The following is a 26,295-nucleotide window of genomic DNA, read 5'->3' on the forward strand; positions in this document are numbered from 1 at the left end:
TCTAGTCAACGGACTTCAATGCATCTAACATATCAATTTTCTTAATTTTAAAGTGAACAATGAACATCAACCCAATAGTAATTCCCATAGTAATTAGAGTTGAGATTCCAAAATTTGTCCATCTAACGGTTGTATCAAATAATACTTCATCAGTCGGCAACAGTGAAGTAATAAATTCACTCAACTTTGCACCTGCCAACATTCCAACTAAAATACCTAAAATCGATAAGATGATTGTTTCTCGGTAGATATACATTGTTACTTCATTATCATAAAATCCTAGAACTTTAATCGTACTTAATTCACGGATTCTTTCAGAAACATTAATGTTCGATAACGTATATATAACAATCAACGCCAATAATGATGCACCAATGACCAATATTAAAGTAATTTGTGTTAATCCTGCAATTGAACCATCCTCTGAATCATTTGATTGAACAACGCCATCAATACCATTATTCTTCATGAACAAAGCTGACATTGCATTCTTTGACGCTTTAGAATTAGATTTGAGTTTAACCAAAGAACTATTTGGATGATATCGTTTGTGGAAAATATGTTGATATGCTTTTCCATTCATAAAGGCAAAGTGTCCCAAATACATCTCGGTAATGCCCGACACTGTAGCTTTAAAAATTTGATTTTTTTCATTCCTTAATTTTATTTTTTGGCCAACTTTTACATTCATAATCTTTGCTAACTTTTTAGAAATCACGATTCCCTTGTTTGTTAAAGGTAATGATTTAAAACTATTAGCATCTTTAAGCGAGATATAATGATCAAACTTTTTCGAATCATCAGTCACAATAGATGTAATCGACTGTGTTGATCCATCTGTTGCTGCGGTACTCGTAAGTTCTTGATAGAAAATATTAGCTGAAGATTTAATGTTCTTATTATTCATTAATGAATTAATCGATTTTTCCTGCCGATTATTCAATCTATTTTCTTTTGACACAAGTAAATCATACTTAAGTATCTGTTGTGATTGGCGCTCTGTAATACCAGAAATAGAATCTTTTATTCCGAATGCTGTTATTAGTAAAGCCATACAACCTGCAACACCAAATATCGTCATGAACATGCGCTTTTTGTATCTAAATAAGTTTCTTGCAGTAATTTTATAATTAAAGCTCATTCTCTTCCAAAGAGGACTAATTCTTTCCAAAAGAATTCTAGAACCTTCCTTTGGTGGTTTAGGCAATAAAAGTTCTGCCGGATTTTCATTAAGATTTTTGCTTATTACAACATAGGTAGAGACAACCGTACAAAGAATTGCAACCGTCAAACCAATTATTGTATAACCTGGATAAAATGCTAAGTCTACTTCCGGAAAACTAGTTCCATCCGCATATACATCATAAATTACTTTAGGCAATAACGTATGTCCCAAAATACTACCAGCAATAGTTCCCAAAATACTGGAAGCTAGTCCATAAATGATAAACTTTTTCTTTACATCACCATTGCTATAACCTAAGGCTTTGTAAATACCGATATTTAATCTTTCTTCTTCTACAAAGCGTGTCATCGTAGTTAAACTTACTAATGCGGCTACTGCAAACAAGAAAACTGGAAAAATATTTGAAAGTATATCAATACGACTAGAACTATCTACAAATGATTTATAACCACTATCCATTTCTTCATGATTTTCTACGGAATAGACTGGTGCCTGCAAATTTGTTAAAGTCTTTTGTGATTTAGTTAGTTTTCTCTTATTCTTATTTATTTTCTTATTTGCTTTTTCTTCCTGTTTGTTGAATTCTGCTAAATCAGCTTGATACTCTTTTTCACTATTCATCAATTCCACGTTAGCGGCATCAATTTTCTGTTGATTCTTTTCTTTTTCTTGAAATAGTGTCTGCTTTCCTTCAGCCAATTCAGCTTCTGATTGCTTCAATTCACTATTTCCTTTTTTATAACTCTCTAAATTCTCAAGATATTCTTTTGATCCATTTTTTAAAGTTTCAAAACCAACCATCCACTCGTTTAACCCATTAAAGTAATCGAGCAAATTGCTATTATATGAACGTTTTCCTTCGATATACTGCTTTAGACCATTTTGATATTCTTGATTTTTTTCAGTTAAAAGATTTTGACTTTGGTCTAAAGTATTTTTTTCTTGAATTAATTCTTGTTGACCGGAATTAATTTCCTTTTGTTCATTATCTAAAGTAGCCTGATATGAGTCCAATTTTTCTTTTGATTGATTTAATTGTGTTTGCATCGCAGTTAATTCTGTTTGTTTCTTTTCAATGACAGACATCGAAGGCGTATATTTGTTTTCTATAAAACTCTGATATTCTTTTTTAGCTACATCAGCCTTTGATTGATCCTTGGTATTTTCTTGCTGAAGAACAGTTATTTTAGTCTTTATATCCTTTTGTGTATTTTCTTCAGCTTGGAGATTCTTTTGCAATTGTTCAATTGTCGTTGAACTTTGTTTAGTTTTATCATCTTGTAGCTGTTGACTTAAATCAGTAACTTCATCATTAGTTTTACTTAAATTATTCTTAGCCTCGTTTAAAGCCGCTGAATCATTACTAAGTTCTTGGGTTGATTCACGAACATCTGATGAATACTTTGATTTCTCATTTTCTAAAGCCGACGATTCTTTATTTATTTCATTTTGACTCGTCGTAATTTGGTTTTGAGAATTTTTTAAGACGTTTTTTTGATTAGTAATTTCTGCTTGGGCTTGATCAAATTGCTGTTGCTTTTCATCAAGACTCTTAGTTGCAGTATTTAGTTGTTTAGTTGCTGTAAGTAATTCATTTTCAAACTCTTGGATTTCTTTATTGGCATCAACAAGGTCCTTTTGACTTTCATCTAAGGTCTCTTTTCCTGAGACAAGTTCTTGTTTGGCACTCAGTAATTTTTGCCAATCTGATTGAAGTTCATCTTTTCCTTGCGACAACTGTGCTTGAGCTTCGGCTAGTTCCTCTCTTGCACTCTTAATTTCCTCTTTTCCTGAGGCAATTTGTTGAATCCCACTATTTAATTTTTCCTGTCCTTTTGAAACTGCTGAATTTAACTCATCCTGATTTTCTTCAATTTCTTTTTTACCCTTGCTTATATCAGAAGATGCTTTAATTAATTGATTTTTAGAACTAGTTAGTTGGTTTTGAGCCTTAGCAATTTTTCTCCAACCATCATCAATCTTTTTTTGTTGTTTCTTTTTAGTTACCGTCAAGCGTTCTTTAGCTTGAACCTTCATGGTAGATTTTATTTCTTTTTCGTGTTTTTTTAGCCGATTTTTATACAATTGACTGGTCTTATTTAACGATGCAGTATCTTTAAACGTCATTCTAGCAATCGTAAACAATTTTGATTTAAAACTGTCAGCTGTAAGTACACCATATCCATCCAGCGTACCTGTTCCCGTGGTCGAAGATCCGAGATCTGTGGCATCAGTATTTTCACTAGATTTAACAAATCCCACAATAGTATATTTATTTTGCTTTAAAATATTATCTTCTTTTACTTTGTTGAACTTAATTTTATTTCCAAGCGAATATGACTTTTTTTGAGAGTAGTCTAAGGCAATTTCTCTATTATTTCTGGGAAGTCTTCCGCTCTCTATATTGTATTGAGATATCTTTTGAGGCTTGGAAAATAATCGCAATGATTTTGTTGTATCAGCAATTTCATTATCCTGGAAATAACCATATTCAACATTTTTAACATCATCAGTACTATTGATCTTTTTTTGATCACTTTTGTTTAATCCCCAAGTTGATATGATATTTTCATCTGCAACATTCATTTTCTGTGAAAAGGAATCAGCAGTTCTTCTCATATCTGGACCAGCTGCTTTTAATCCAACATATGCAAAAGTACCTAAAAGAATTAAGAAGAAAATAGATAAAAATCGACCTTTGGAATCTCTTATAGAATTGAGTATATCTTTAAAAAGTATCTTTTTCATTAAAATAAACACCTACCATTCTATATCAGCAATATCTGACGGATTAGGATTTACTTCAATTTTATTTACTTTTGCATCATGCATATGAATAACTCTATCCGCAATAGGGGCAATCATTCCATTGTGAGTAACTATCACAACTGTTACCCCACTTTTTCTACACATATCTTGAAGTAATTGAAGTACTTGCTTACCAGTTTTATAATCAAGTGCTCCTGTTGGTTCATCACACAATAAAATTTTTGGTTTCTTAGCGACTGCTCGTGCGATGGAGACTCTCTGTTGTTCTCCTCCAGATAATTGAGCCGGAAAATTATTCATTCGACCTTGTAATCCAACTTTTTTCAAAACACTTTCAGCATTCAATGAATCAGTTACAATTTCTGAAGCTAGTTCAACATTTTCTTTTGCTGTTAAATTAGGAACTAAATTGTAAAATTGAAAAACAAATCCCACATCATTTCGACGATAGGTAGTCAAACCCTTTTTTGATAATTTTGAAATTTCTTGACCATCGATTTTCACTATGCCTTCATCATTTGTATCCATTCCACCTAAAATATTTAAAACAGTGGATTTACCTGCTCCTGATGTTCCTAAAATTATAGCAAGCTCTCCTTTTTCGATTGAAAAAGTCACTCCATTGTTGGCAACAATTTCTGAACTTCCTGAACCATAACGCTTATAACTATTTGTCATTTCAATATAGGCCATGTTAATTTACTCCTTATGCTAAAAACAAATACCAAACAATTGTTCAATATCTAACGTATGTCTAGTATAAAAAAATTAATTACAGCAGCCAATATACACTTTCAACCAAAATGTCTACTAAATTACAACTTGGGTAAAATTGTTCAGAAATTTTAATTAATCGTTATTTGTTTTCAAAAAAATAAGACTGATAATCCTATTCGATTACCAATCTTATTTTTTATATTTTATACTCGTTATTTAGTAACAATCTTAGATAAATCACCCAAGTTAGCAATCAAGTGATTTGCAATCACTAATTGAGTCAAACGATTATTCTTAACTTTTTCATCTTTAGCCATGATCATATTTTCATCAAAATATGAGTCGATTACAGGACGTAAAGCAGCAAGTTGTTTGAATAAATCTTCAGCATTGTCATTTTTAATAGCAGCAACTTGTTGATTCAATTGTGATTCAGATGGATTTTCAAATAGTGAATCGTCAACAGACAAATCATCGGAATATCCGAACTTAGCTTTCTTAGACAAGTTAACGATTCTGCCAAGAGCTTCCATAACTACCTTGAAGTCATCATCATTAACGTGGTTTTGAAGCACTTGAGCAACGTTGATCATTTCGATAGCATCAACGTTTGAACCACCGGCAACAGCATCGATGATGTCAGTTCTAATCTTGTTTTGCTTCAACAATTGACGAACACGATCGATCATGAAGTCAATCACGTCTTGTTTATGAGCATTCAAGTCTAGTTTTTCAGGAACTGTTACATTGTCCTTCAAGTAGTCTTGTAAGTCATTTAAGTTCATTGACCATTGATATTGATTGAGGATTCTAACGATACCATAAGCTTGACGACGCAATGCATAAGGATCATTTGAACCACTAGGAATCAAATCAACAGCAAAGAATGTTTCGATTGAATCTAGTTTGTCAGCAATGGCTAAGGCAGCACCAACTTTAGTTTCTGGCAAGGCACCTTCTGAAGAGATTGGCATGTAGTGTTCTCTAATTGCTTGAGCAACAGCCTTTGTCTCACCCATGATTTCGGCATACTTCTCACCCATGACACCTTGTAATTCAGAGAATTCATCAACCATGTTAGTTACAAGATCAAACTTGTAAATATCACTAGCACGGAGCAAATCTTTTCTTTCTGTGTCTGAGAATTGGAAAATATCAGCTAAATGGTCAGCAATTTGGTGCACACGAGCCATTTTTTCATACATCGTACCGATCTTAACGTGGAAGTTAACTGATTTAAGTTTTTCAACGTAGTCAGCAATTGTCTTCTTTTGATCTTCCTTGAAGAAGAAATCAGCATCTTCTAGACGAGCTACTAGAACCTTCTCATTACCACGAATAACGTTTTCGATATGTTCTGAGTTACCATTTCTAACCCCAATAAAGTAAGGAGCTAAGTTGCCTTTTTGGTCACGAACGTAGAAATATCTTTGGTTGTCTTTCATTGAAGTAATCAAAACTTCGTCAGGGATTTCAAGATATTTCTTGTCGAATGAACCATAGAAAGTAGTTGGATATTCAACTAAATTGTTAACTTCTTCAAGTAAGTCTTGGTCTACATCGATATCCCAGTCGTTATCTTGAGCAATTTTTGCGATTTGGTCAAAAATAATTTGTTTACGAGCTTTAGCATCAACGATAACAAATTGTGACTTCAATTTTTCAACGTAGTTTTTAGCATCGTCGATTTCAACATCTTGACCTAAGAATCTGTGACCGCGACTGATACGACCAGAAACAACGTCCAAGATCTTTACAGGAACTTCTTCAGTATCCAATAATGATACCAACCAGTGAATTGGTCTGATATATTCAAAGTCATATGAACCCCAACGCATTCTTGTAGGGAATGTGATAGCTTTGATAACTTCATCCATGTGGCTCAAAACATCTTCAACTTTTTGGCCATCTTCATGCTTTTGGATGTAGGCATATTCAGTACCTTTGAGGTCTTCAAAGAAAATATCGTCGGCAGTCATCCCCTGTCCACGAGCGAATCCTTGAGCAGCTTTAGTCCAATTGCCGTCAGCATCTTGAGCAATTTTCTTAGAAGGACCTTTTGCTTTAACGTCAATATCAGTTTGTTTTTCAGCGATACCTTTAACCAAAATAGTCAAACGTCTAGGAGTTGAATACTTTTCGATTGAATCAAAAGAAATACGATTTTCTTTCAAGAATTTTTCAGCTCTTTGGGCAAATTGGTTCACACTCTTAGTTACTACATGAGCTGGCATTTCTTCCAAACCAATTTCTAATAAGTAATTTTTAGTCATTTGCTTTCTCCTTTGCATCACTATTTGCTAAAAGTGGGAAGCCACGCTTCTTTCTTTCTTCAACGAAGGCCTTAGCAACCTTGTGAGCCATCTTTCTGATACGTGACAAGAAGGCAGCACGTTCAGTAACAGAAACAGCACCTCTGGCATCTAGTAAGTTAAATGTATGTGAACATTTCAAAATGTAATCGTAAGCTGGGTGAACCAAACCTAGATCCATTAAACGGTTAGCTTCTTTTTCATATTCATCGAAGAACTTGAATAGCATATCTTGATTGCTTTCTTCAAATGAGTATTTTGAGTGTTCGTATTCGGGTTCTTTGAAAATATCACCGTACAATACGCCGTCACCCCATTCAAGATCATAAACAGAGTTAACGTCTTGTATGTATGATGCTAAACGTTCTACACCATATGTAATTTCACTAGTTGTTGGGTGACATTGAAGTCCACCGACTTGTTGGAAGTATGTAAATTGTGAAACTTCCATACCGTCAAGCCAAACTTCCCAACCAACACCGGCACAACCCATTGATGGGTTTTCCCAGTTATCTTCAACGAAACGAATATCATGTTCCAAAGGTTCAATTCCCAAAGCACGAAGTGAATCTAAGTAATATTCTTGGATATTTTCTGGAGCTGGTTTCATAACTACTTGGAATTGGTGGTGTTGGTATAAACGGTTAGGATTTTCACCATAACGACCATCAGCGGGACGTCTTGAAGGTTCAACGTATGCGGCATTCCAAGGTTCAGGGCCAATAGCACGAAGGAATGTATAAGGGCTCATTGTTCCAGCACCCTTTTCTGTATCATAAGCTTGCATCAACATGCAGCCCTTACTACCCCAAAACTTTTGGAGCGTAAGAATCATATCTTGTATATTTAATTTTTTGACCATTTTTTCTCCCTTCGGATGGATACAAAAAAATCCCTTGCAGGTACACTAAGGTACTTCTGCAAGGGACGAGTATTCGCGGTTCCACCCTAATTCAGGACTAAGTCCTGCTCTTTTATATTCAAATTAAATCGTACGCCATAATTCAATCGAAGCTTTCACTATTCTTCGTCGCTGTTTCAACATTTATCAATATAACCATTTTTGTAAAAATTGTCAATCTACTAAAAACGAACTCGCTTCATTTTATCAATAAAAGTTTTACTTTTAGGATAATAACCAACCGTTCCTAGATAAATCGCATCAATTGCGTGCTGAATCAAATCTTTATTATTTTCTTTGATTTCAATTCGGCCTACTTGCGAGAGATCAATTTTACTAAACAATCGCAAGAAATAAATGATTCGTTTCGGAATATGCAAGCGATGAATATCTTCGTCAAAATGCTTTGAACAAATAATACCACCTAACAAGACTGAAAAATCAAAGACACCTTCAGTCTCACCACCGACAACACAACTGTCCATATTGGGAGCTACTCCAAAGGCAGTCAACAGTTTCATCTGCATGATATTGACAATAATTTGGGCATCATAGCCATTTTCAATATATAGTAGAGCTTTAAACAACATCCGGTACCACGAATCTGGTACTGGGTCGTCGACAAAAGCTTCATGATACAAATCAAATAAAAAAGTCGCATAAGCGTTCAACTCGATATCTTGAACGATTTCATCAAATTGCTTGATATTACTAGCTGACTTCAAATAAGACAAGCCATCATTTTTGATGACTCCCAAATAATCACCATAGGAAAAAGTAATCACCGCTCCAGAAATCTTTGATTTAGCAGTTTGGGTTCCTCGAACTAAAAAAGTTTTGAATCCATACTCCTTAGTCAGAATGGTAACCAGTGCATCCCTTTCCTTGTAACGTTGCCTACGAACGACAATACCAAAAAAATTAGTTGGAACTTGAGCCATTAACTATTCAAGTCCTTCAATGAATAACCTGCACTTGCTAGGAATGCTGGATCATCACGCCAGTTTTTCTTAACACGAACCCAAAGTTTCAAATTGACCTTTTCACCTAATAAATGTTCGATCTTAATTCTTGAACCAATACCGATATTCTTTAGCATTGAGCCACCTTTACCAATAACAATTGGCTTTTGACTATCACGTTCAACATAAATATAAGCTTCTATCTGAAGTTTACCCGCTTCTGAACGTTGATTCATGGATTCAACCACCACCGCAATTGAATGAGGAATTTCATCACGAGTGTCCTCTAGAATCTTTTCACGGATCAATTCGCCGACAATAAAGTACTCAGGATGGTCAGTAATTTGATCATCCGCGTAATATTGTGGGCCAACTGGCAAAGCTTTTGTCAAAGAATCAATCAAATCTTCAACATTATTACCGTTTGTAGCTGAAATCGGAATAATTTCAGCAAAATCCATCAAATCTTTGTATTCATCAATTTGTGGTGCCATTTCATCTGGATTGATCAAGTCAATTTTATTTAGAATCAAGAAGACTGGAGCTTTAACTTTCTTCAATTCTTCAATAATGAACTTATCCCCAGGTCCCGCTTGTTCACCAGCTTCAGTCATGAAAAGCACTGCATCGACTTCTTTAAGCGCTGAAATGGCGGCTTTATCCATATATTGATCTAAATCATTATGAGGCTTGTGAATACCAGGTGTATCCAAAAAGATAATTTGACGTTCATTATCGGTATAAATACCTTGAATCTTATTTCTAGTTGTTTGAGCCTTTGGTGAAGTAATTGCAATTTGTTCCTTAATAATTCGATTCATAAAAGTTGATTTACCGACATTAGGACGACCAACGATGGCAACAAATCCTGATTTAAAGTTTTTTTCCATAATTTTTCCATATCCTTATTACTGATTTCTCAGTCGTTTTGTATTTTCCAATTACTAATTATAATACTAGAAATCATTTAAACCTCAAAGTAAAACCAAAGAAAAAGAATATAAAGCTAAGCCTTATATCCCTTTAAATTATTTTCTAAAATTATTTTTTTAAACCATAGGCACTAAGAATTTCTTCTTGAAGTCCAATCATGACTTTTTCGTCTTCTTTTTTAATATGATCATAGCCGTTTAAGTGCAAAATACCGTGAACAATCGTGTAGCCTAATTCACGATCAAATGAATGCTCATACTCCTTGGCATGTTCAGCAACGATTTCAACACTGATAAACAAATCACCTAAGTCAACTGGCAAATCAGGAATTTGAGCTTCTAGATAATCTAAAGAATCTTCACCATCATTAATAGCAAAACTGATAACATCAGTTGCTCGGTCAGTATCACGATATTTTTTATTGATTTCATGTATTTTATCTTTAGTAACAAAATGAATCGATAATTGAGTACTATCTTTCAGTTTTAACTTGTTAAAAGCAAATTGAACGATATCTTTGACCCAATTTTCTCTAGCTTGGTCAATCAAATTATCATCATTGTAAATCTCTAAGTCCATAATAATCCCCAATAGTTATTTTTTAGTTTTATCTGAATCTTCATAAGCATCAATAATTTCAGCGACAACTGGATGTCTTACAACATCTGCCGAACTGAAGTTTACAAAGCCAATATGTGGTAAATCTTTCAAAATTGATTGTGCTTGAATCAGACCACTTCTTTGATGACCCGGTAAATCAATTTGTGAAATATCACCATTAACAATCATCTTCGAATCAAAGCCTAAACGCGTCAAGAACATCTTCATTTGCTCTCTAGTAGTGTTTTGGGCTTCATCCAAGATAACAAAGGCCTCATCCAAAGTACGTCCTCTCATGTAAGCTAAGGGAGCCACTTCAATCACGCCTCGTTCAAGCAGGCGACTCGTGTGGTCAGCTCCATAAATTGCATACAAAGCATCATAAATTGGTCTCATATAAGGATCAACCTTTTCTTTTAAATCACCTGGTAGAAAACCCAGACTCTCACCTGCTTCAACTGCTGGACGAGTTAAAATAATTCTTTTAACACGGCCTTGTTTTAAAGCAGCCACAGCCATAACAACAGCCAAATAAGTTTTACCAGTACCAGCTGGTCCAATTCCAAAAGTAATATCATTATGATTGATAGCATTAACGTATTGCTTCTGACCAAAGTTTCTTACACGAACGGGTTTGCCACTAAAATCTTTCAATAACTCATCTTTGTATAAATCACCAAAATATTCCAAGGTACCACGTTCAACCATCTTCATTCCACTGACAACATCAGCTGCACCTAAACTTATACCTGTTTGAGCTAATTCAATCAATTTCTTTAATAATGCTAGGGCTTGATGAACATTACCATCTACACCCGTTACATCTAAGCGATCACCAAATGCATGAATTTGGACATCGAGTCCTTCCTCAATTAAATGCAAATTACTATCATTGACTCCAAAAAGATTAATTGCATCTTGAGGATTTTTGATTTGAATGCTTTCTTTTATTTGTTCAATTTTTTCTGCCAATAAACACCCAACCTTCCTATTAGTTTGAATGATAGCACATTGAACGATTTTTTTGACAAAAAAAAGGTTAAAACAATAAATTGTTTTAACCTTTCGAAACTATCTATTAACGACGTTTCTTGTTGCGCTTACGGGCAGCCTCAGATTTTAACTTTCTCTTGACACTTGGCTTTTCGTAAAACTCACGTTTTCTATATTCTTGAAGAGTACCACTCTTTGAAACGGAACGTTTGAATCGACGAAGAGCATCATCAAGCGACTCGTTTTCACGAACGACGGTTTTTGCCATATGATAATCCCTCCTTCCGATTTCTAACGTAACTGTCTATTGCTCTAGCAGTTCATATGTTATTATAACAAAAAGAAGATAATGTTCAAATAATTTTTTACATTTTTTTGGAGGAATTTATTATGACACAGAAATTAGACGTTTTTGTATTGTCCGATGGCGTTGGAGAAACCGCTTTAAGAGTTGCAAAAGCAGCTTTCATTCAATTTCCAGAAATGGATACCACTTACACGAAGTATCCTTTTATCAAAAAAGATGAACAGCTAGATAACATCTTATCAAAGGCCAAAGAAAAGAAAGCCGTCGTTTTGCACACAATTGTTTCAAAGGAAACTTGTAAAGTTATTAATGAATTTTGTCAAGATAACGGTATCGTCTACTACGATATCTTAAATCCGATAATTGGTACTTTCTCACAAATGACTAAACAAAAGCCCATTCGTAAAAAAGGCCTTATCCATGAACTTGATCAAGATTACTTTGATATGATCTCAGCAATGGAATTCACTGTCAGCAATGATGATGGTCAAAATCCTAAAGGGTTCTTGGAAGCTGACCTTGTTCTTTTAGGTATCTCTAGAACCTCAAAAACGCCACTCTCACTTTATTTAGCTAATAAAAACATCAAGGTAGCCAATTTACCTCTAAGCCCTGTGACTGGCATTCCTGACGAATTATGGGAAGTCGATCCTAAAAAAATTGTCGGTTTAACTAATGATATCAACGTTTTGAGTAAAATCCGCAGTCAAAGAATGATTGCCTACGGTTTAAGTGCCAACACAACTTATTCTGAAGAAGACGAAATCCAAAAAGAACTTGATTACTCTAATAAATTATACAAAAAATTAGGTTGCCCAGTTATTAATGTTGCCGACAGATCGATTGAAGAGACAGCCGCAATTATCATGGAAATTTTACATTTCGACGGTTATAAAAAAGGATAACTCTTCAATTTTTTATAAAAAAGAGCTCGATTCTTGTGGGGGTTCTTTCTTAAGTTAGGTTACTGCTAGATGTCGTCGTCCGTTCTGCTTTGTGGACGCTGGAACGTACTGGGCGCAACTTGAAGCTAATTCCAGAACCGGGGATCATCTCCAAGATTGACCTTTCACTAAGCAATAAATTGCTAAGTGAAATTTCAGTACTGAGCATCCACAAAGCTGCCACTCCCGACGGGAAAACGTTTTTTATTATTTATTTTAAACAACTCAAAATTAAAAATAGCATCTATTCAGATATAGTCAATTAATGTGGCTACCATTATCTGAATAGATGCTTATTTGTTTGATTCTATAAAAATTGAAAATCACTATTCAGTCCGGAATGGCAAAGAAAATTGGCTCAATAGTGAGATTATTCTTAGCAACTTGTTGCTTAGAATAAGGCCGAGTTTTGAGATTTTGCGCACTTGGTTTATGCAAAAGCTCAAAATCGTGCCCACTACGTTCCAGCCAAATTTTCTTTGCTATGGAGGACGGAATCCTAAACTAACCTAACTTAAAAAAGAAGCCCTTGTGGAATCGGACTCTTTTTTTCTATGCATTAATTAGTTTTTCTTTCATTTCTGGGTCAAATTTATTAGCCAAAAGCATTTCAATTTCTGGCTTAAATGGAGCAATTCCCTTTTTGTCGTTTTCATCCCGTTTAACATATGGAGTTTCCATAATTTTAGGAATATTCTTCAATTGTGGGTGGTGAGCCACATAACTCAAAGCATCAAAACCAATCGTACCAAAACCGATGTCTTCATGGCGGTCTTTATGTGAACCACGTTCATTCTTGGAATCGTTTAGATGAATAACTGATAGGTTCTCCAAACCAATAATATGATCAAATTCATTCAATACACCATCAAAATCGTTTTTGACATCATAACCAGCATCACTCATGTGACAAGTATCCATTGTGACAGACAATTTATCGTTTTGCGCACAATTATCAAAAATTTGAGCGATTTGTTCGAAACTTGTTCCCACTTCAGTACCTTTACCGGCCATCGTCTCAATTGCAATTGAAACCTTTTGATTAGGATCAATTATTTCGTTCAAAGCTTGACCAATTTGTTTCAAAGCAACGTCAGGTCCTTGTTTTAAATGAGCACCGGGGTGAAAACTAAGTGCCTGAATTCCTAAAGCATCGCAACGTTTGATCTCACCACGCATAAAATCGATGCCAAATTCTAATTTATCAGGTTTTAAAGTATTTCCTAAATTAATAATATAAGGCGCATGACCGATAATATTTTTAATGCCATACATCTCCAATAGACGTTGACCTTCAGGTATATTCATCTCCGAAACATCTTTACGACGAGTATTTTGAGGAGCACCAGTAAAAATCATCATCGCATTAGCACCATAACTATGAGCTTCCTTAGCAGAGCCTGCAAGCATTTTAGGGGCCTTCATCGCCACATGTGAACCAATTATCATCCGTATCCCTCCATATTTAAAAATCAAATAAAGTATAGCATACAAAAAAGCGAAGCCTTTTGACCTCGCTTTAGTAAATATGAGCTTGATAAAACCTACCCATGACTTTGACCGTATCCGTAACACTAACGAAAGCATGCGGATCAGACAACGACATTGCCGTACTTAAATCATGCAATTCCGAACGTGAGATAACTGTGAAAAGAATCGTCTTCTCTTCATGTTTATAAGCACCTTCAGCGTCATGAACGATAGTAATACCACGTCTCATTTCATTTTGAATTTGTGTAATAACGTTTTTAGGTTTAGAAGTAACAATCATAACTTGCAGTTTTTGATCCTTGTTATAAATCATATCAATAACTTGTCCGTTGATGAAGATACTGACCGCACTGTACAAAGCGTGGACCCAACCGAATAAGAATCCCGCGCAAGCAACGATAAACACATTGAACATGATGTTGATCGTACCAACACTCTTACCGGTTTTTTTACGCAAAATGATTCCTAAAATATCAATTCCACCAGTGGAAATACCGTTTCTCAAAGCCATTCCTGTACCAAAACCGTTAGCTACCGCACCAAAAATGGCACAGACTAAAGGATCAGCTGTAATCTTGACTGGTGGTAACAAGTGCATCATCGTACTGGCTAAAGCAACCGCAATAACCGTAAAAATGGTAAACTTGTGATCAATTTTTCGCCAAGAAAGTACGAATAACGGTGCATTCAATGCGAAGTACATAATCGCTGTTGAAATGTCGAATGGAAACCACCGATGTGAAATTGTTGAAATTAATTGCGCAGCACCAGTTACTCCTGAACCATAAATTCCACCCGGTGTCCAAAACATGTTAACCGCTACAGATACCGCGATGGAATATAGAAATGCTACTGAAATTTTGGATAAGTACTGATGCCTTTCGATCAGCTTATCTAATTCACCCATACTAAAATTTCTCCTAATTGTCTTAAGTTACTTACAACATATTAGCACAAATCCTAGTATTTTCAGACTTTTTCGAGCTATTTACGATGATTTTTGATATATTCTGCTCGACCGCCGCTCTCTTCCATTTCAAAGCGTAAAGGATTCTTTTTGTAGAAGTCTTGGTGGTAGTCCTCAGCAGGCCAAAACTTAGTAGCAGGCTGAATTTTAGTTACGATAGGGTCACTAAATTCTCCTGACTCAGCTAGTTTCTTTTTAGATGCTTCAGCAACTTCTTTTTGAGTTTCATTTTGGTAAAAGATTACTGGACGATAACTATCGCCACGATCTTGAAATTGACCCATAGCATCAGTTGGATCAGCCACTTGCCAATAAATTTCAACTAAATCTTGATAAGAAATCACATCATTATCAAAAGTGATCTCTACAGATTCAGCATGACCAGTAGTTTCGGTACAAACTTGTTCGTAAGTTGGATTATCGACGTGACCGCCACAATATCCAGACACAACTGAAATGATTCCTGGTTGTTCATCAAATGGCTTAACCATGCACCAGAAACAACCTCCAGCAAAAATAGCAGTTTCTTTAGCCACTAGTCAGCATCTCCTTCGTCAACGTATTTTTTGTAATCTGAGTAGCCTTTTTCGTCCATTTCATCATAAGGAATGAATTTTAAAGCAGCTGAATTGATACAATATCTCAATCCACCCAATTCTTCTGGTCCATCAGTAAAGACGTGGCCCAAATGAGAGTCAGCTGATTCACTTCTAACTTCAGTTCTTTCACGACTTAATCTGGTATCACGTTTTTGCTTTAATTTAGCAATTGGTTCACTAAATGATGGCCAACCGCAACCAGCATCGTATTTTTTAGCTGAAGAAAATAGTGGTTCACCACTAGTAATATCAACATAGATACCCTTTTTGTAGAAATCATCGTACTTTCCACTAAAAGGACGTTCTGTGGCAGCATGTTGAGTTACTTGGTACTCCTCATCATTTAAGTCAGTTAAATCCTTCTTGTATTCGTTTGACATAAAATCACTCCTTCTGAATTTATATTAACTAGTATAAACTTTTCGAATATTAATTCCACCACTCTGCTCATAAACTTACAGTCTCAAGTGATAGCCATGCTCAATTGTGCACAATTTAAATTGTTTTCTAATTTTAATTTAATTTAAATTCCATAAAAAAACAGTTCTATCAGAGGTAAAATACATCCCTGATAAAACTGTTTTTAAATATCATCTAATTAATTAGTCTTTCTTGCTAACTTCAATTCCAAGATCATCTAATTGTTGTTTTGAAACTTCAAGTGGAGCGTGTGTCATTGGTTCTGTGGCGTTTGAATTTTTAGGGAATGCAATCACGTCACGGATATTGTCTTTGCCTGATAGTAACATAGCAAATCTATCCAAACCAATAGCCAAACCACCATGTGGAGGACAACCGTATTGCAAAGCATCCAATAGGAAGCCAAATTGTTCATAAGCTTTTTCTTTGGTAAAGTTCAAAGCTTTAAGCATCTTTTCTTGAATCTTGTAGTCGTGAATACGGATTGAACCACCACCAAGTTCGTAACCGTTTAGAACGATATCGTAACTTTGAGCATAAGCTTTGTGAGGATCTTCACCATCATCTAGATAATGAACATCTTCTTCATTTGGCATTGTAAATGGATGGTGAGCAGCAGTCCATCTTTGGATTCCTTCATCATATTCGAACAATGGCCAATTTACGACCCAGATAAAGGCAAATTCTTTAGGATCATACAAGTTTTGTTCCTTAGCAATAGCTTTTCTCAAGTAACCTAATGAGTCAGCAACAACCTTCTTATTATCAGCAACGAATAATAGTAAGTCATTGTTTTCAAGACCAAGTGTTGAAACTAATTGTGCTTCTTGAGCCTTGATGAACTTAGATACACCACCAGTCAATTCGTTGTCATTGAACTTAGCCCAAGCTAGTCCTTTGGCACCAAAACGCTTGATGTACTCTTGATAGCTTTCAATATTCTTTCTTGAGTACTTGTCAGCACCATCTTTAACAACGATAGCCTTAACTTGACCACCATTATCGATAGTTCCCTTGAAGACTTTGAATTCTGTATCTTTGAAGACATCGTTTAAGTTTTGTAGTTCCATACCGAAACGAACATCAGGCTTATCAGAACCAAAGCGGTGCATAGCGTCATCCCAGTTGATTCTTGGGAATGGAGTCTTAACTTCGATACCCTTTTCATCCTTCATAACACGAGCAATAAGGCCTTCAGTAACAGTTTGAATTTCTTTTTGGTTCATGAAACTAGTTTCAAGGTCAATTTGAGTAAATTCTGGTTGACGGTCACCACGAAGATCTTCATCACGGAAACAGTGAGCCAATTGGAAGTAACGGTCAAATCCACCAACCATCAATAGTTGCTTGAACAATTGTGGTGATTGTGGAAGTGCGAAGAAACGTCCAGGATAAACACGTGAAGGTACTAAGTAATCACGAGCACCTTCTGGTGTTGATGGTGTTAGGTTTGGTGTTTCAATATCGATAAAACCATTTTCGTACAAGTATTCGTTAACTGAATGCTTGATTTGAGCACGTGTTCTGATAGCTTTTTGCATTTCAGGTCTACGTAAATCAAGGTAACGATACTTTAATTTTGTTTCTTCTGAAGAGTCGATACCATCTTTGATTTCAAATGGTGGTGTCAATGATTTGTTAAGGATTTCAACTTTTTCAACAACAACTTCAACTTTACCAGTTGTCATGTCGTCGTTAGTAGCACCTTCACCACGAAGTCTAACAGTACCCAAAACATTAATAACGTATTCTGAACGCAATGTTTCAGCGATATCTAAGACATCTTGGTGATCAGTATTGAAAACTAACTGTACGATGCCTTTGTAATCTCTAAGGTCGACGAAGACCAATCCACCTAAATCACGACGGCGTTGAACCCAACCATCTAAAGATACTTTTTGGCCAACATATTTTTCAGTAATGTTGCCACAATAATCTGTTCTTTCTTCCATGTTTATCCCTCGATTTTTTTCAATTCTTCGGCTAAGTTATCCAATGAAACACTAACTTGTTCAGTAGTTTCCATATTCTTAACGTTAGCAGTCTTGTTTTCTAATTCACTGTCACCAATAGTTACAGTATACTTAGCATTCAAATTATTAGCTGTCTTGAATTGAGCTTTAATTTTTCTTTGAAGATAATCTTTGTCTGCACTAAATCCAGCTTTACGTAAGTCAGATAAAATTTTGACTGAGGCACGTTCAGCTTTTTCACCAATAGTGACCAAGTAAACGTCCAAACCATTTTGAATAGGTAAATCTTCATCTTTAAGAAGAAGCATTAAACGTTCAACACCTAATCCAAAACCAATACCAGGGGTTTGTGGTCCACCTAGTTCTTCAACTAAGCCATTGTATCTACCACCAGCCAAGACAGTAATTTCTTTATTGTCAAAGGCTGGATCAGTTACCATGAATTCAAAAATTGTGTGGTTATAATAATCAAGTCCACGAACCATTGTTGAATCCACTTCGTAATTGATATCCAAGTCATCCAAAAGACCCTTGAGATACTCAAAACGTTGTTCTGAAGCTTCATTCAAGTAGTCCAAGATTGAAGGTGCATTAGCAACGATTTTCTTATCGCCAGCATCTTTACTATCCAAAATTCGCAAAGGATTCTTTTCCAAACGAACCTTTGAATCATCACTTAGTTGATCTTTAAATGGTGTGAAATAGTCGACCAAAGCTTTGTGATAAGCAGCACGTGATTCTGGATCACCTAGAGTATTCAAAGCAACCTTCAAATTTTTAATACCCAAACGATTCAAGAATTCCAAACCAACTGAAATAATTTCAGCGTCTAATTCTGGTGAATCAGAACCAAAAGCTTCAACTCCGATTTGGTGGAATTGACGTTGACGACCTGATTGAGGGCGTTCATATCTAAACATTGGTCCCTTGTACCAAACTTTGTATGGCTTGATTTGTTCTGGACCATAAAGTTTATTTTCTACGAAAGCTCTAACGACTCCGGCTGTTCCTTCTGGTCTTAAAGCAATGTGTCGGTCACCTTTGTCGTGAAAATCATACATTTCTTTAGAAACAATATCAGATGTGTCACCTGATGATCTTTCAAAGACGTCGTATGATTCAAAGATTGGTGTTCTAATTTCTGAAAAACGATACTTATTAAATGTATCAGCTGCGATAGATTCCACGTATTGCCATTTGCTTGATTCGCCAGGCAAAATATCCATGGTCCCCTTTGGTTTTTGATAACGCATAAAATCCTCCTTAAAATAAAAAACACCCTTGTCCAAATAAGACAAGGGTGCATTTTTGCACGGTACCACCTAGTTTTGTTGCTGCAGTTAACGCCTGCCAAACGATTTAGTAACGTCACACAAATAATTGTCATCTGTTCTCAGCAGCCAGACTCTCTGTAAAACAATCTCATTTGATTTGCAATATACATATAAACTACCAAAAACATGAGAAATGTCAAGTTTTGGGAATAAAATATCATTATATTCTTTCAAGTTGAACTATTATTCAGTAAAATAAGGATATACAATTGTCAGTAATTAGACAGCAAAGGAATCAGTCAAATGAAAAAAATAAAAACTTTTTTTATGAAGAACCGGATTCTTCTTGCCATTTTGTTATTACTCGCCTTGTCTAGTTGGTCGACAGTGGCTTTAGCAAGTGCCAATGCTGTTGTCGTTCAGTCTGACTCCGTCAATGTTCGTGTTGGGCCCGGTCTTTCCTACGCCAATATGGGCCAAGTTAAAAAGGGTGACAAACTAGCCATCCTAGACGAAAAGAATAAATGGTATCAAGTAAGATTATCTGGAGATAAAATTGGCTGGGTCGCCAGCTGGTTGATCGATAACACGGAAGTTAGTTCGGCAACCAATAAAGTTGGAATCGTCAAGGTTCCCAATACGACTGTCTTCAAGAATGCCGATGCCAATAGTGACGTTCTAGGTACAATTGAACAATCGCAAAAAGTCACAATCATGTATCAAGAACAAGACTGGACACAAATCTTGTATAGTGGTACTGCTGGTTGGGTCAAATCAAGCTTTATTCAAGGTACCGATAAGACATCAGGTTCAACTAACGCTTCTGACTCTGCTAATTCATCCGACAACGATATTAAAAAAGTTACCGTTACCCAACCTAGTACCAAGTTAAGGATTGAGCCTAATCAAAATGGTCGTGTTGTAAAGACGGCTAAAGTCGGCAAACAATTTGATTATCTTGGTAAAGATGGTAAATGGTATAAAGTTCGTGATTCCGATGGTTCAGTTGGATACATTGCTAGTTGGGTCGTAACTATTTCCGGTACTAAGAGTGCCGTTAAATCCGCTGCTACTAATATTTCTGAAGCCACGATCGTAATTGATCCTGGACACGGTGGCGATGATTCCGGTGCTGAATCCAAGAAGAATACCTATGAAAAGAACTTTACCCTCGCCTACGCCAAAGCTATCAAGCAACAACTTGAAAAAACTGGTGCACGTGTAGTCTTAACTAGATCAGGCGATGACAGTAAGTCACTTGGTCAAAGAGCTCGTTTGTCTAGTAAGATTCAAGCCGACGCATTTATCAGTTTGCACTTTGACTCCAGTGCCCAAGCAAATGCCGGTTCTGGTTTGACAACTTACTACTACAATAAAAATAAAGATGGCGAATTGGCCGATGACTTAAATAGTCAGCTAAAGAGTCTCTCCATTGGCAACCGTGGTACTGCTCAAAAAGACCTTTACGTCTTGCACTATAACAGTCAACCATCTGTCTTAATCGAACTAGGCTATATCAATTCCAAATCTGATTATAAATACATCAATTCAGCTAAATATAAACAACAAGTTGCGACTGATGTAACTAATGGCTTGAAAGAATACTTTAAATAAAAAAGAAGTTCTGAGTAAGATTTTATCTCTTACTTAGAGCTTCTTTTTTATCTATTTTATGAATTGAATAAACTAAAACTATTGCCAAAATCAACAAGCCTAAGGCTGTCAAATAAGCAAAATGCATCCCATTTAAAAACCAGCTTGGATGACTTGTTGGATAATATGCAATCTGTTTGCCAGCTTTAAAACTCATCCCTGAATACAAGCTAGTTGTCGCTATACTGACACCAATACCCATCCCAAGATTTCTAAACAAAGCTGCTAAACTACCGGCAATTCCTTGATATTCCTGAGGTGCATAACCCATGATCATTGGATTATTTTGAAAGCCACCATTACCGACTCCTAAGAACAGCAACATGAACGTAAAGATAACTAAATTTTCTTTACCAGATATTAAAGTCAAGAAAACAATTGGTATTGCATAGATGAACAAGTTAAAAATTGAAACACTAGCTGCATTGTATTTATCAGTGAAATAACCTGCAATCGGTGCCGCAATCACGTTAGCAAATGGAATTGCCATCATGATCAATCCCGTTAATGAAGTACTTAGTGAACGGAAATTAGTTAAATAAAACGGCATAATTACATTAGCGTAATAACCAATTGAAAAGACGATCAAAGCACTCACTAAACTTAAAGTTAATCGAGATATCTTGAATATCTTCAAATTGATCAATGGTTCCTCCTTATGATTTTCAACATAGAAGAAGAATAACCAGAAGACTAAACTAACAATAAATATCAACCAAACATTCCTATTACCAAAACCAATATCTTGTCCCATAAAGATACTAATAAAGAACGTGGCAATTGCTATCGAATACGTGACTAAACCAGTCCAATCATAAGCAATTGCTTTAGAACGACGTTTTTCTTTTGGAAACATGAATCGTCCATAAATATAAACAATAATTCCAATTGGAATATTTATAATAAAAATCCAATGCCAAGATAAAACTCCTAAAATCAAGCCTCCCAAGCCTGGTCCAGAAATATTACCTAATTGAGCAATAATACTGTTAATTCCATAGGCACGCCCACGTTGATGCATCGGAAAAATCATCGCAATGATTCCAATATTCGTGGCCATACTCATACTAGCTCCAAATCCTTGGACAACACGTCCTATCAACAATAAGTATAGGCTTGGACTTAAGGCACAAATCAATGAACCTAATGTAAAAAATACTGTCCCCATCTGAAAAATCTTAATATATCCGATTTGATCTGCCATTCTTCCCCAAAATAACAGCAGCATACAAATCATAATTAAATAAACTGACACGATCCATTCGGCTCGGTTCATTGGTACATGTAAATCTTTTGTCAGGCTAGGAATCGCAACATTGACGATTGAAGCATCCAATAACTGCATGAACGACATGAAACTGGTCGCAAAGAGTGTCAAAATATTATGTTTACTTTTCATAATTTTGCCTCTCTCATAAAAAAAATACATTTTTAATACTAAACTTTTTTGGATACTTTAAGCAAATTTATTCCGAAAAAAAAAGCACTGAAATTAATCAGCACTTACTGGATGAATACAAGTGGACAAAACGCCACGAATATTTTGTAAATCGTCTTTTTCTAGTTTATCAGACTCTTTGATTGTCTTAATCAAGCCATGTAATGTTGTTCTATCAACATCTTTAGTCATATCAAGTCCATAACCATTTTGGTGCAAGAAATAATCCAACACAGCTACAGTAGTTACTTCATTGTCAGTTTCAAAGATATCATCAACAATCATCGTACATACCAAATGTGTGGCATACCATTGCAAATCTTCAAATTGATTCAAAAAGTTTAGATTACTTTGCAAACGTTTCTCGCTTAAAGTAATTTCTTCACTTTCATTGATTGCCAAATGTATCGCTACAATTTGGTCATAAGTTAGTTTTACTAGTTTATTATCCATTTATTTTCCTCAATTATTCTTGTAAGGTCATAATCATATCACATTTAGATAATTTGTTCGATCTCAGTAATATCGCTAACCTTATGTTCATATTCAAAGTCAACATTTTCAGAATTAAAAAGAATTGTATGTGCACCAACGCTTTGTCCAAAGTCGACATCAATTTTTCGGTCACCTATGACCCACAAGTCGTCTTTATTTAAACCGTACTTCTTAATTAAATAGTTCAGCATTTCTGAATCCGGTTTTCTCTTATGGCCGTCTTCAACACTGATAATTTCTTTGAAAAAATGCTCAATACCAAGCGTCTTAGCCAAATCATAAATCGATTGATCACGATGTGTAATGATAAATTGGATATAATGCTTACTATCACAGTACTTTAACTCTTTTAAGACGTGCGGTATCAAGGTTATCTTGTCATGGTATTCTTTTTCATAACGATAATAAGAGGCATAAAAAACTTTGACTGCCTGTTCAACGTCATCTTGATCCCCTAATAACCCTGTTACAAATTTACGAACAGAAGTCTTTTTAGATTCTTTAAAAATTGTATCCTTTGATAAACTAATGCCAAAGTTTTCGCGCAGGGATTTTTGTGTCGCCGAGACGATCCCTGGGTAACTGTTAGCAATCGTATCATCAAAGTCCCAAACAATACTTTTCATCTTATCTCTCCATTAAAATAGTTACTGGTCCGTCATTGGTTAGTGATACTTGCATATCAGCTCCAAATTCGCCAGTTTCAACAGTTAAATCGTATCCTCTTAGCAATTCATTAAAATGATCATACTTGCGACTAGAAGCTTCAAAATTGCCGGCTCCAGTGAAACTAGGACGATTTCCGTGCTTCGTATCTGCATACAAAGTAAATTGCGAAATAGATAGGATTTTTCCATCGACATCTTTAATTGATAAATTCATTTTATCATCAGCATCAGAAAAGATGCGCATATTGGCAATCTTCCGTGCCATGTACTCGAGTGTTTCTTCAGTATCCTCATCAGCAAAAGCTATTAACAAACAAAGACCTTGATCAATTTGACCAAGTGTCTTTTCATCAACAGAAACTTTAGCTTCCGATACTCGTTGTATTACTACTTTCATAAACTAAGCTACCGTCCTCTTTATTTCATATACGTTAGGAATATTCTTCAATTTAGAAATAATGCTATCCAAATGTTCCTTATTATTAACACCAATACTTACGTGAATGATAGCCATCTTTTCTTTATCCAAACGACCGATAACATTGTTTAAAGTATTTGTATTCGAATTAATTACTTGTAAAACTTCATTGATCAAACCATTCCGGTTGAAAGCATAAACGTCCAATTCTGCTGTATAGCGTTTTTCCTTAGTGACATTATCCCAGCTGACATCGATAAAACGACGCTTAGCTTCTTCACTCTGAACATTAGGACAATCAGCCCGATGAATTGTTAAACCACGACCTTTAGTAATATATCCGACAATCTTGTCTCCAGGAATTGGGTTGCAGCATTTTGCTAAACGAATCAATAAGTTATCAATTCCTTGAACAGAAATACTATTGTTGCCGTTATTACGTTCCTTCTTTAACTTAGGACTATCAGATTTAGGCTGTGCAGTTTCTTCAGTATCAGTAATGACCTGTTCTTCAAGCTCTTTTTTCTCAGCTTCTTTTTTGCGATCAGGATCTTCACTAACTAACTTGTGAACCACGTTGATTGGCGAAAGTTCCCCATAACCGACCGCATTGAACAATTCATCTGTATCCGTAAAGTTAAAAATCTTCATGGCAATTTCTAGATGCTTCTTATCAAGATATTTTTTACTCGATAATGAACGATTCTTAAATTCGTTTTCAACCGCTTCACGACCTAAAACGATGTTCTCTTCACGATCTTTTGTTCTAAAGTAACGCTTGATTTTATTTCTAGCTCTAGATGTGAAGACAACGTTGACCCAGTCACGACTTGGTTGAGAATTAGAGTTCGTCAACATTTCGACGATATCGCCATTCTTTAGTTGATAATTCAAAGGCACCATTCTGCCATTGATTTTGGCACCGATTGAGTGGTTACCGACTTCTGTGTGGACTTGGTAAGCAAAATCTAGTGTCACGGCACCCTTTGGCAATTCGATAACTTCTCCTTGAGGGGTAAAGACATAGACACGATCATTGAAAATTTCACCTTTGACAGATTTCATGAAATCAGAAGCGTTGTCAGAGTTTTCCTGTAATTCCAAAATTTCACGAAAGACATCAATTTTTTGTTCATTGTCATCTAAGTGAACTCCCTCGAAATTACCTTCCTTATAAGCCCAATGAGCAGCAACACCATATTCAGCAACTCGATGCATCTCAAAAGTTCTAATCTGAACTTCTAGTGGTTGACCACCAGGTCCGATGATAGTCGTATGTAATGATTGATAGCCGTTAGCCTTTGGTACCGCAATGTAATCTTTGAAACGACCAGGAATTGGCTTCCACTTAGAGTGAATTGAACCAAGAACAGCGTAACAGTCTTTGACAGAGTCAACCACGATTCGGATGGCCAGCAAATCGTACAATTCGGAAAATTGCTTATGTTTGTCACGCATTTTCTTATAAATTGAATAAATATGCTTTGGACGACCGTAAATGTCGTATTTGATTCCTAAAGCATCGACATTTTTCTTGATGTAATCGATAGCCTCGGCAATGTAAGCTTCACGCTGATCACGTTTACTATTCATCAAATGAACAATCCGGTAATACTGTTGTGGGTTGATGTAATGCAATGAAAGGTCTTCTAGTTCCCACTTGATCTTACTGATACCTAAACGGTCAGCTAATGGTGCATAGATTTCCAAAGTTTCATTGGCAATTCGACGTTGCTTATCTGGACGTAAGGCCTTTAGAGTTCTCATATTGTGCAATCTATCAGCCAATTTGACCATGATGACACGTAAATCTTTAGCAGTTGCTAACAACATTTTACGGTGATTTTCAGCTAATAATTCCTGATGTGAATGGTATTTGTACTTACTGATTTTTGTGACGCCATCAACAATCGTTGCTACTTGGTCACCAAATAATTCTTTGACGTCCCCTAAAGTAACGTTGGTATCTTCAACCACGTCATGCAAATAACCGGCAGCAACCGTGTATGGGTCCATATGTAACGAGGCCAAAATTTGGGCTACTTGTGTAGGATGAATTATATAAGGCTCACCCGTAGCGCGCTTTTGTTCTTTATGTACGTAAGCCGCAAAATTATAAGCTTTATTCACAAACTCCACGTGTTCATCATTCATATAGCCGCGACAAATATCTAGTACCTGTTCTGGCGTATAGTCCATATTATTTTTTTTCATAGAAATATTCACCCCGTTACAATAAAAAGCACTCATCGAGTGCTTCTCTTTACTTACTATT

At 35.6% G+C, this 26,295-nt stretch carries 22 protein-coding genes; 2 read left to right on the forward strand and 20 right to left on the reverse strand.

Features of this window, described 5'->3' with window-relative positions; genetic code table 11:
• Position 1 precedes the first annotated feature (1 nt).
• The 9 genes from G6534_RS05350 to rpsU all read right to left on the reverse strand — a co-directional run bounded on the left by G6534_RS05350 (position 2) and on the right by rpsU (position 11,641).
• The gene (locus G6534_RS05350) at positions 2-3,934 is read right to left on the reverse strand and encodes an FtsX-like permease family protein (protein ID WP_182083230.1); all 3,933 of its coding nucleotides are present in this window, start codon (positions 3,932-3,934) and stop codon (positions 2-4) included.
• A gap of 12 nt (positions 3,935-3,946) precedes the next feature.
• Positions 3,947-4,648 carry an ABC transporter ATP-binding protein gene (locus tag G6534_RS05355; RefSeq protein WP_059074697.1) on the reverse strand — a complete coding sequence of 234 codons (702 nt, stop codon included), beginning with the start codon at positions 4,646-4,648 and terminating at the stop codon, positions 3,947-3,949.
• Between the two features lie 236 nt (positions 4,649-4,884).
• The gene (gene glyS / locus G6534_RS05360) at positions 4,885-6,945 is read right to left on the reverse strand and encodes a glycine--tRNA ligase subunit beta (protein ID WP_182083231.1); all 2,061 of its coding nucleotides are present in this window, start codon (positions 6,943-6,945) and stop codon (positions 4,885-4,887) included.
• Complete coding sequence (glyQ, locus tag G6534_RS05365; RefSeq protein WP_059074696.1) at positions 6,938-7,846, reverse strand: glycine--tRNA ligase subunit alpha; 909 nt, start codon at positions 7,844-7,846, stop codon at positions 6,938-6,940. Before glyQ ends, glyS begins: the two co-directional genes overlap by 8 nt.
• A 221-nt stretch (positions 7,847-8,067) precedes the next feature.
• Complete coding sequence (recO, locus tag G6534_RS05370) at positions 8,068-8,826, reverse strand: DNA repair protein RecO (protein ID WP_059074695.1); 759 nt, start codon at positions 8,824-8,826, stop codon at positions 8,068-8,070.
• Complete coding sequence (gene era / locus G6534_RS05375; protein WP_059074694.1) at positions 8,826-9,737, reverse strand: GTPase Era; 912 nt, start codon at positions 9,735-9,737, stop codon at positions 8,826-8,828. The genes recO and era overlap by 1 nt, the downstream gene beginning before the upstream one ends.
• A 151-nt stretch (positions 9,738-9,888) precedes the next feature.
• Positions 9,889-10,359 (reverse strand): rRNA maturation RNase YbeY, encoded by a 471-nt coding sequence (gene ybeY / locus G6534_RS05380; RefSeq protein ID WP_059074693.1) that lies wholly within the window; start codon positions 10,357-10,359, stop codon positions 9,889-9,891.
• 15 nt (positions 10,360-10,374) lie between these two features.
• Positions 10,375-11,352, reverse strand: coding sequence for a PhoH family protein (locus G6534_RS05385; protein WP_059074692.1), 978 nt, complete (start codon positions 11,350-11,352; stop codon positions 10,375-10,377).
• Between the two features lie 106 nt (positions 11,353-11,458).
• Positions 11,459-11,641, reverse strand: coding sequence for a 30S ribosomal protein S21 (rpsU, locus tag G6534_RS05390; protein ID WP_010019742.1), 183 nt, complete (start codon positions 11,639-11,641; stop codon positions 11,459-11,461).
• A gap of 122 nt (positions 11,642-11,763) precedes the next feature.
• Here rpsU and G6534_RS05395 point away from each other — a divergent pair, with 122 nt between their 5' ends.
• Complete coding sequence (locus tag G6534_RS05395; protein WP_182083232.1) at positions 11,764-12,585, forward strand: pyruvate, water dikinase regulatory protein; 822 nt, start codon at positions 11,764-11,766, stop codon at positions 12,583-12,585.
• Between the two features lie 591 nt (positions 12,586-13,176).
• On the opposite strand, the gene G6534_RS05400 is transcribed toward G6534_RS05395, so the two are convergent.
• The 6 genes from G6534_RS05400 to hisS form a co-directional block, all read right to left on the reverse strand.
• The gene (locus G6534_RS05400; RefSeq protein WP_059075110.1) at positions 13,177-14,073 is read right to left on the reverse strand and encodes a deoxyribonuclease IV; all 897 of its coding nucleotides are present in this window, start codon (positions 14,071-14,073) and stop codon (positions 13,177-13,179) included.
• 70 nt (positions 14,074-14,143) lie between these two features.
• Positions 14,144-15,022, reverse strand: coding sequence for a YitT family protein (locus tag G6534_RS05405; protein WP_059075111.1), 879 nt, complete (start codon positions 15,020-15,022; stop codon positions 14,144-14,146).
• Positions 15,023-15,099: 77 nt separating this feature from the next.
• The gene (msrA, locus tag G6534_RS05410) at positions 15,100-15,573 is read right to left on the reverse strand and encodes a peptide-methionine (S)-S-oxide reductase MsrA (protein ID WP_235586407.1); all 474 of its coding nucleotides are present in this window, start codon (positions 15,571-15,573) and stop codon (positions 15,100-15,102) included.
• 44 nt (positions 15,574-15,617) lie between these two features.
• Entirely contained in the window at positions 15,618-16,061 is a 444-nt protein-coding gene (msrB, locus tag G6534_RS05415; protein ID WP_059075113.1) for a peptide-methionine (R)-S-oxide reductase MsrB, read from the reverse strand.
• 222 nt (positions 16,062-16,283) lie between these two features.
• The gene (gene aspS / locus G6534_RS05420; protein WP_059075114.1) at positions 16,284-18,053 is read right to left on the reverse strand and encodes an aspartate--tRNA ligase; all 1,770 of its coding nucleotides are present in this window, start codon (positions 18,051-18,053) and stop codon (positions 16,284-16,286) included.
• 2 nt (positions 18,054-18,055) lie between these two features.
• A complete protein-coding gene (gene hisS, locus G6534_RS05425) occupies positions 18,056-19,327 on the reverse strand; it encodes a histidine--tRNA ligase (protein ID WP_059075115.1) in 1,272 nt (423 codons plus the stop codon).
• Between the two features lie 324 nt (positions 19,328-19,651).
• Between hisS and G6534_RS05430 the strand changes: the two genes are divergently transcribed.
• Entirely contained in the window at positions 19,652-20,962 is a 1,311-nt protein-coding gene (locus tag G6534_RS05430) for an N-acetylmuramoyl-L-alanine amidase family protein (RefSeq protein WP_082666990.1), read from the forward strand.
• A 22-nt stretch (positions 20,963-20,984) separates the two neighbouring features.
• Here G6534_RS05430 and G6534_RS05435 read toward each other — a convergent pair whose 3' ends face one another.
• The 5 genes from G6534_RS05435 to G6534_RS05455 all read right to left on the reverse strand — a co-directional run bounded on the left by G6534_RS05435 (position 20,985) and on the right by G6534_RS05455 (position 26,234).
• Complete coding sequence (locus G6534_RS05435) at positions 20,985-22,400, reverse strand: MFS transporter (RefSeq protein ID WP_182083233.1); 1,416 nt, start codon at positions 22,398-22,400, stop codon at positions 20,985-20,987.
• 93 nt (positions 22,401-22,493) lie between these two features.
• Positions 22,494-22,892 carry a hypothetical protein gene (locus G6534_RS05440; RefSeq protein WP_059075117.1) on the reverse strand — a complete coding sequence of 133 codons (399 nt, stop codon included), beginning with the start codon at positions 22,890-22,892 and terminating at the stop codon, positions 22,494-22,496.
• A gap of 44 nt (positions 22,893-22,936) precedes the next feature.
• Complete coding sequence (locus tag G6534_RS05445) at positions 22,937-23,560, reverse strand: HAD-IA family hydrolase (RefSeq protein ID WP_059075118.1); 624 nt, start codon at positions 23,558-23,560, stop codon at positions 22,937-22,939.
• A gap of 1 nt (position 23,561) precedes the next feature.
• Positions 23,562-23,999, reverse strand: coding sequence for a D-aminoacyl-tRNA deacylase (dtd, locus tag G6534_RS05450; protein WP_059075119.1), 438 nt, complete (start codon positions 23,997-23,999; stop codon positions 23,562-23,564).
• A gap of 3 nt (positions 24,000-24,002) precedes the next feature.
• A complete protein-coding gene (locus G6534_RS05455; RefSeq protein ID WP_182083234.1) occupies positions 24,003-26,234 on the reverse strand; it encodes a RelA/SpoT family protein in 2,232 nt (743 codons plus the stop codon).
• Positions 26,235-26,295: the final 61 nt, after the last annotated feature.

The organism is Companilactobacillus pabuli, from assembly GCF_014058425.1.
GTDB classification, from domain to species: domain Bacteria; phylum Bacillota; class Bacilli; order Lactobacillales; family Lactobacillaceae; genus Companilactobacillus; species Companilactobacillus pabuli.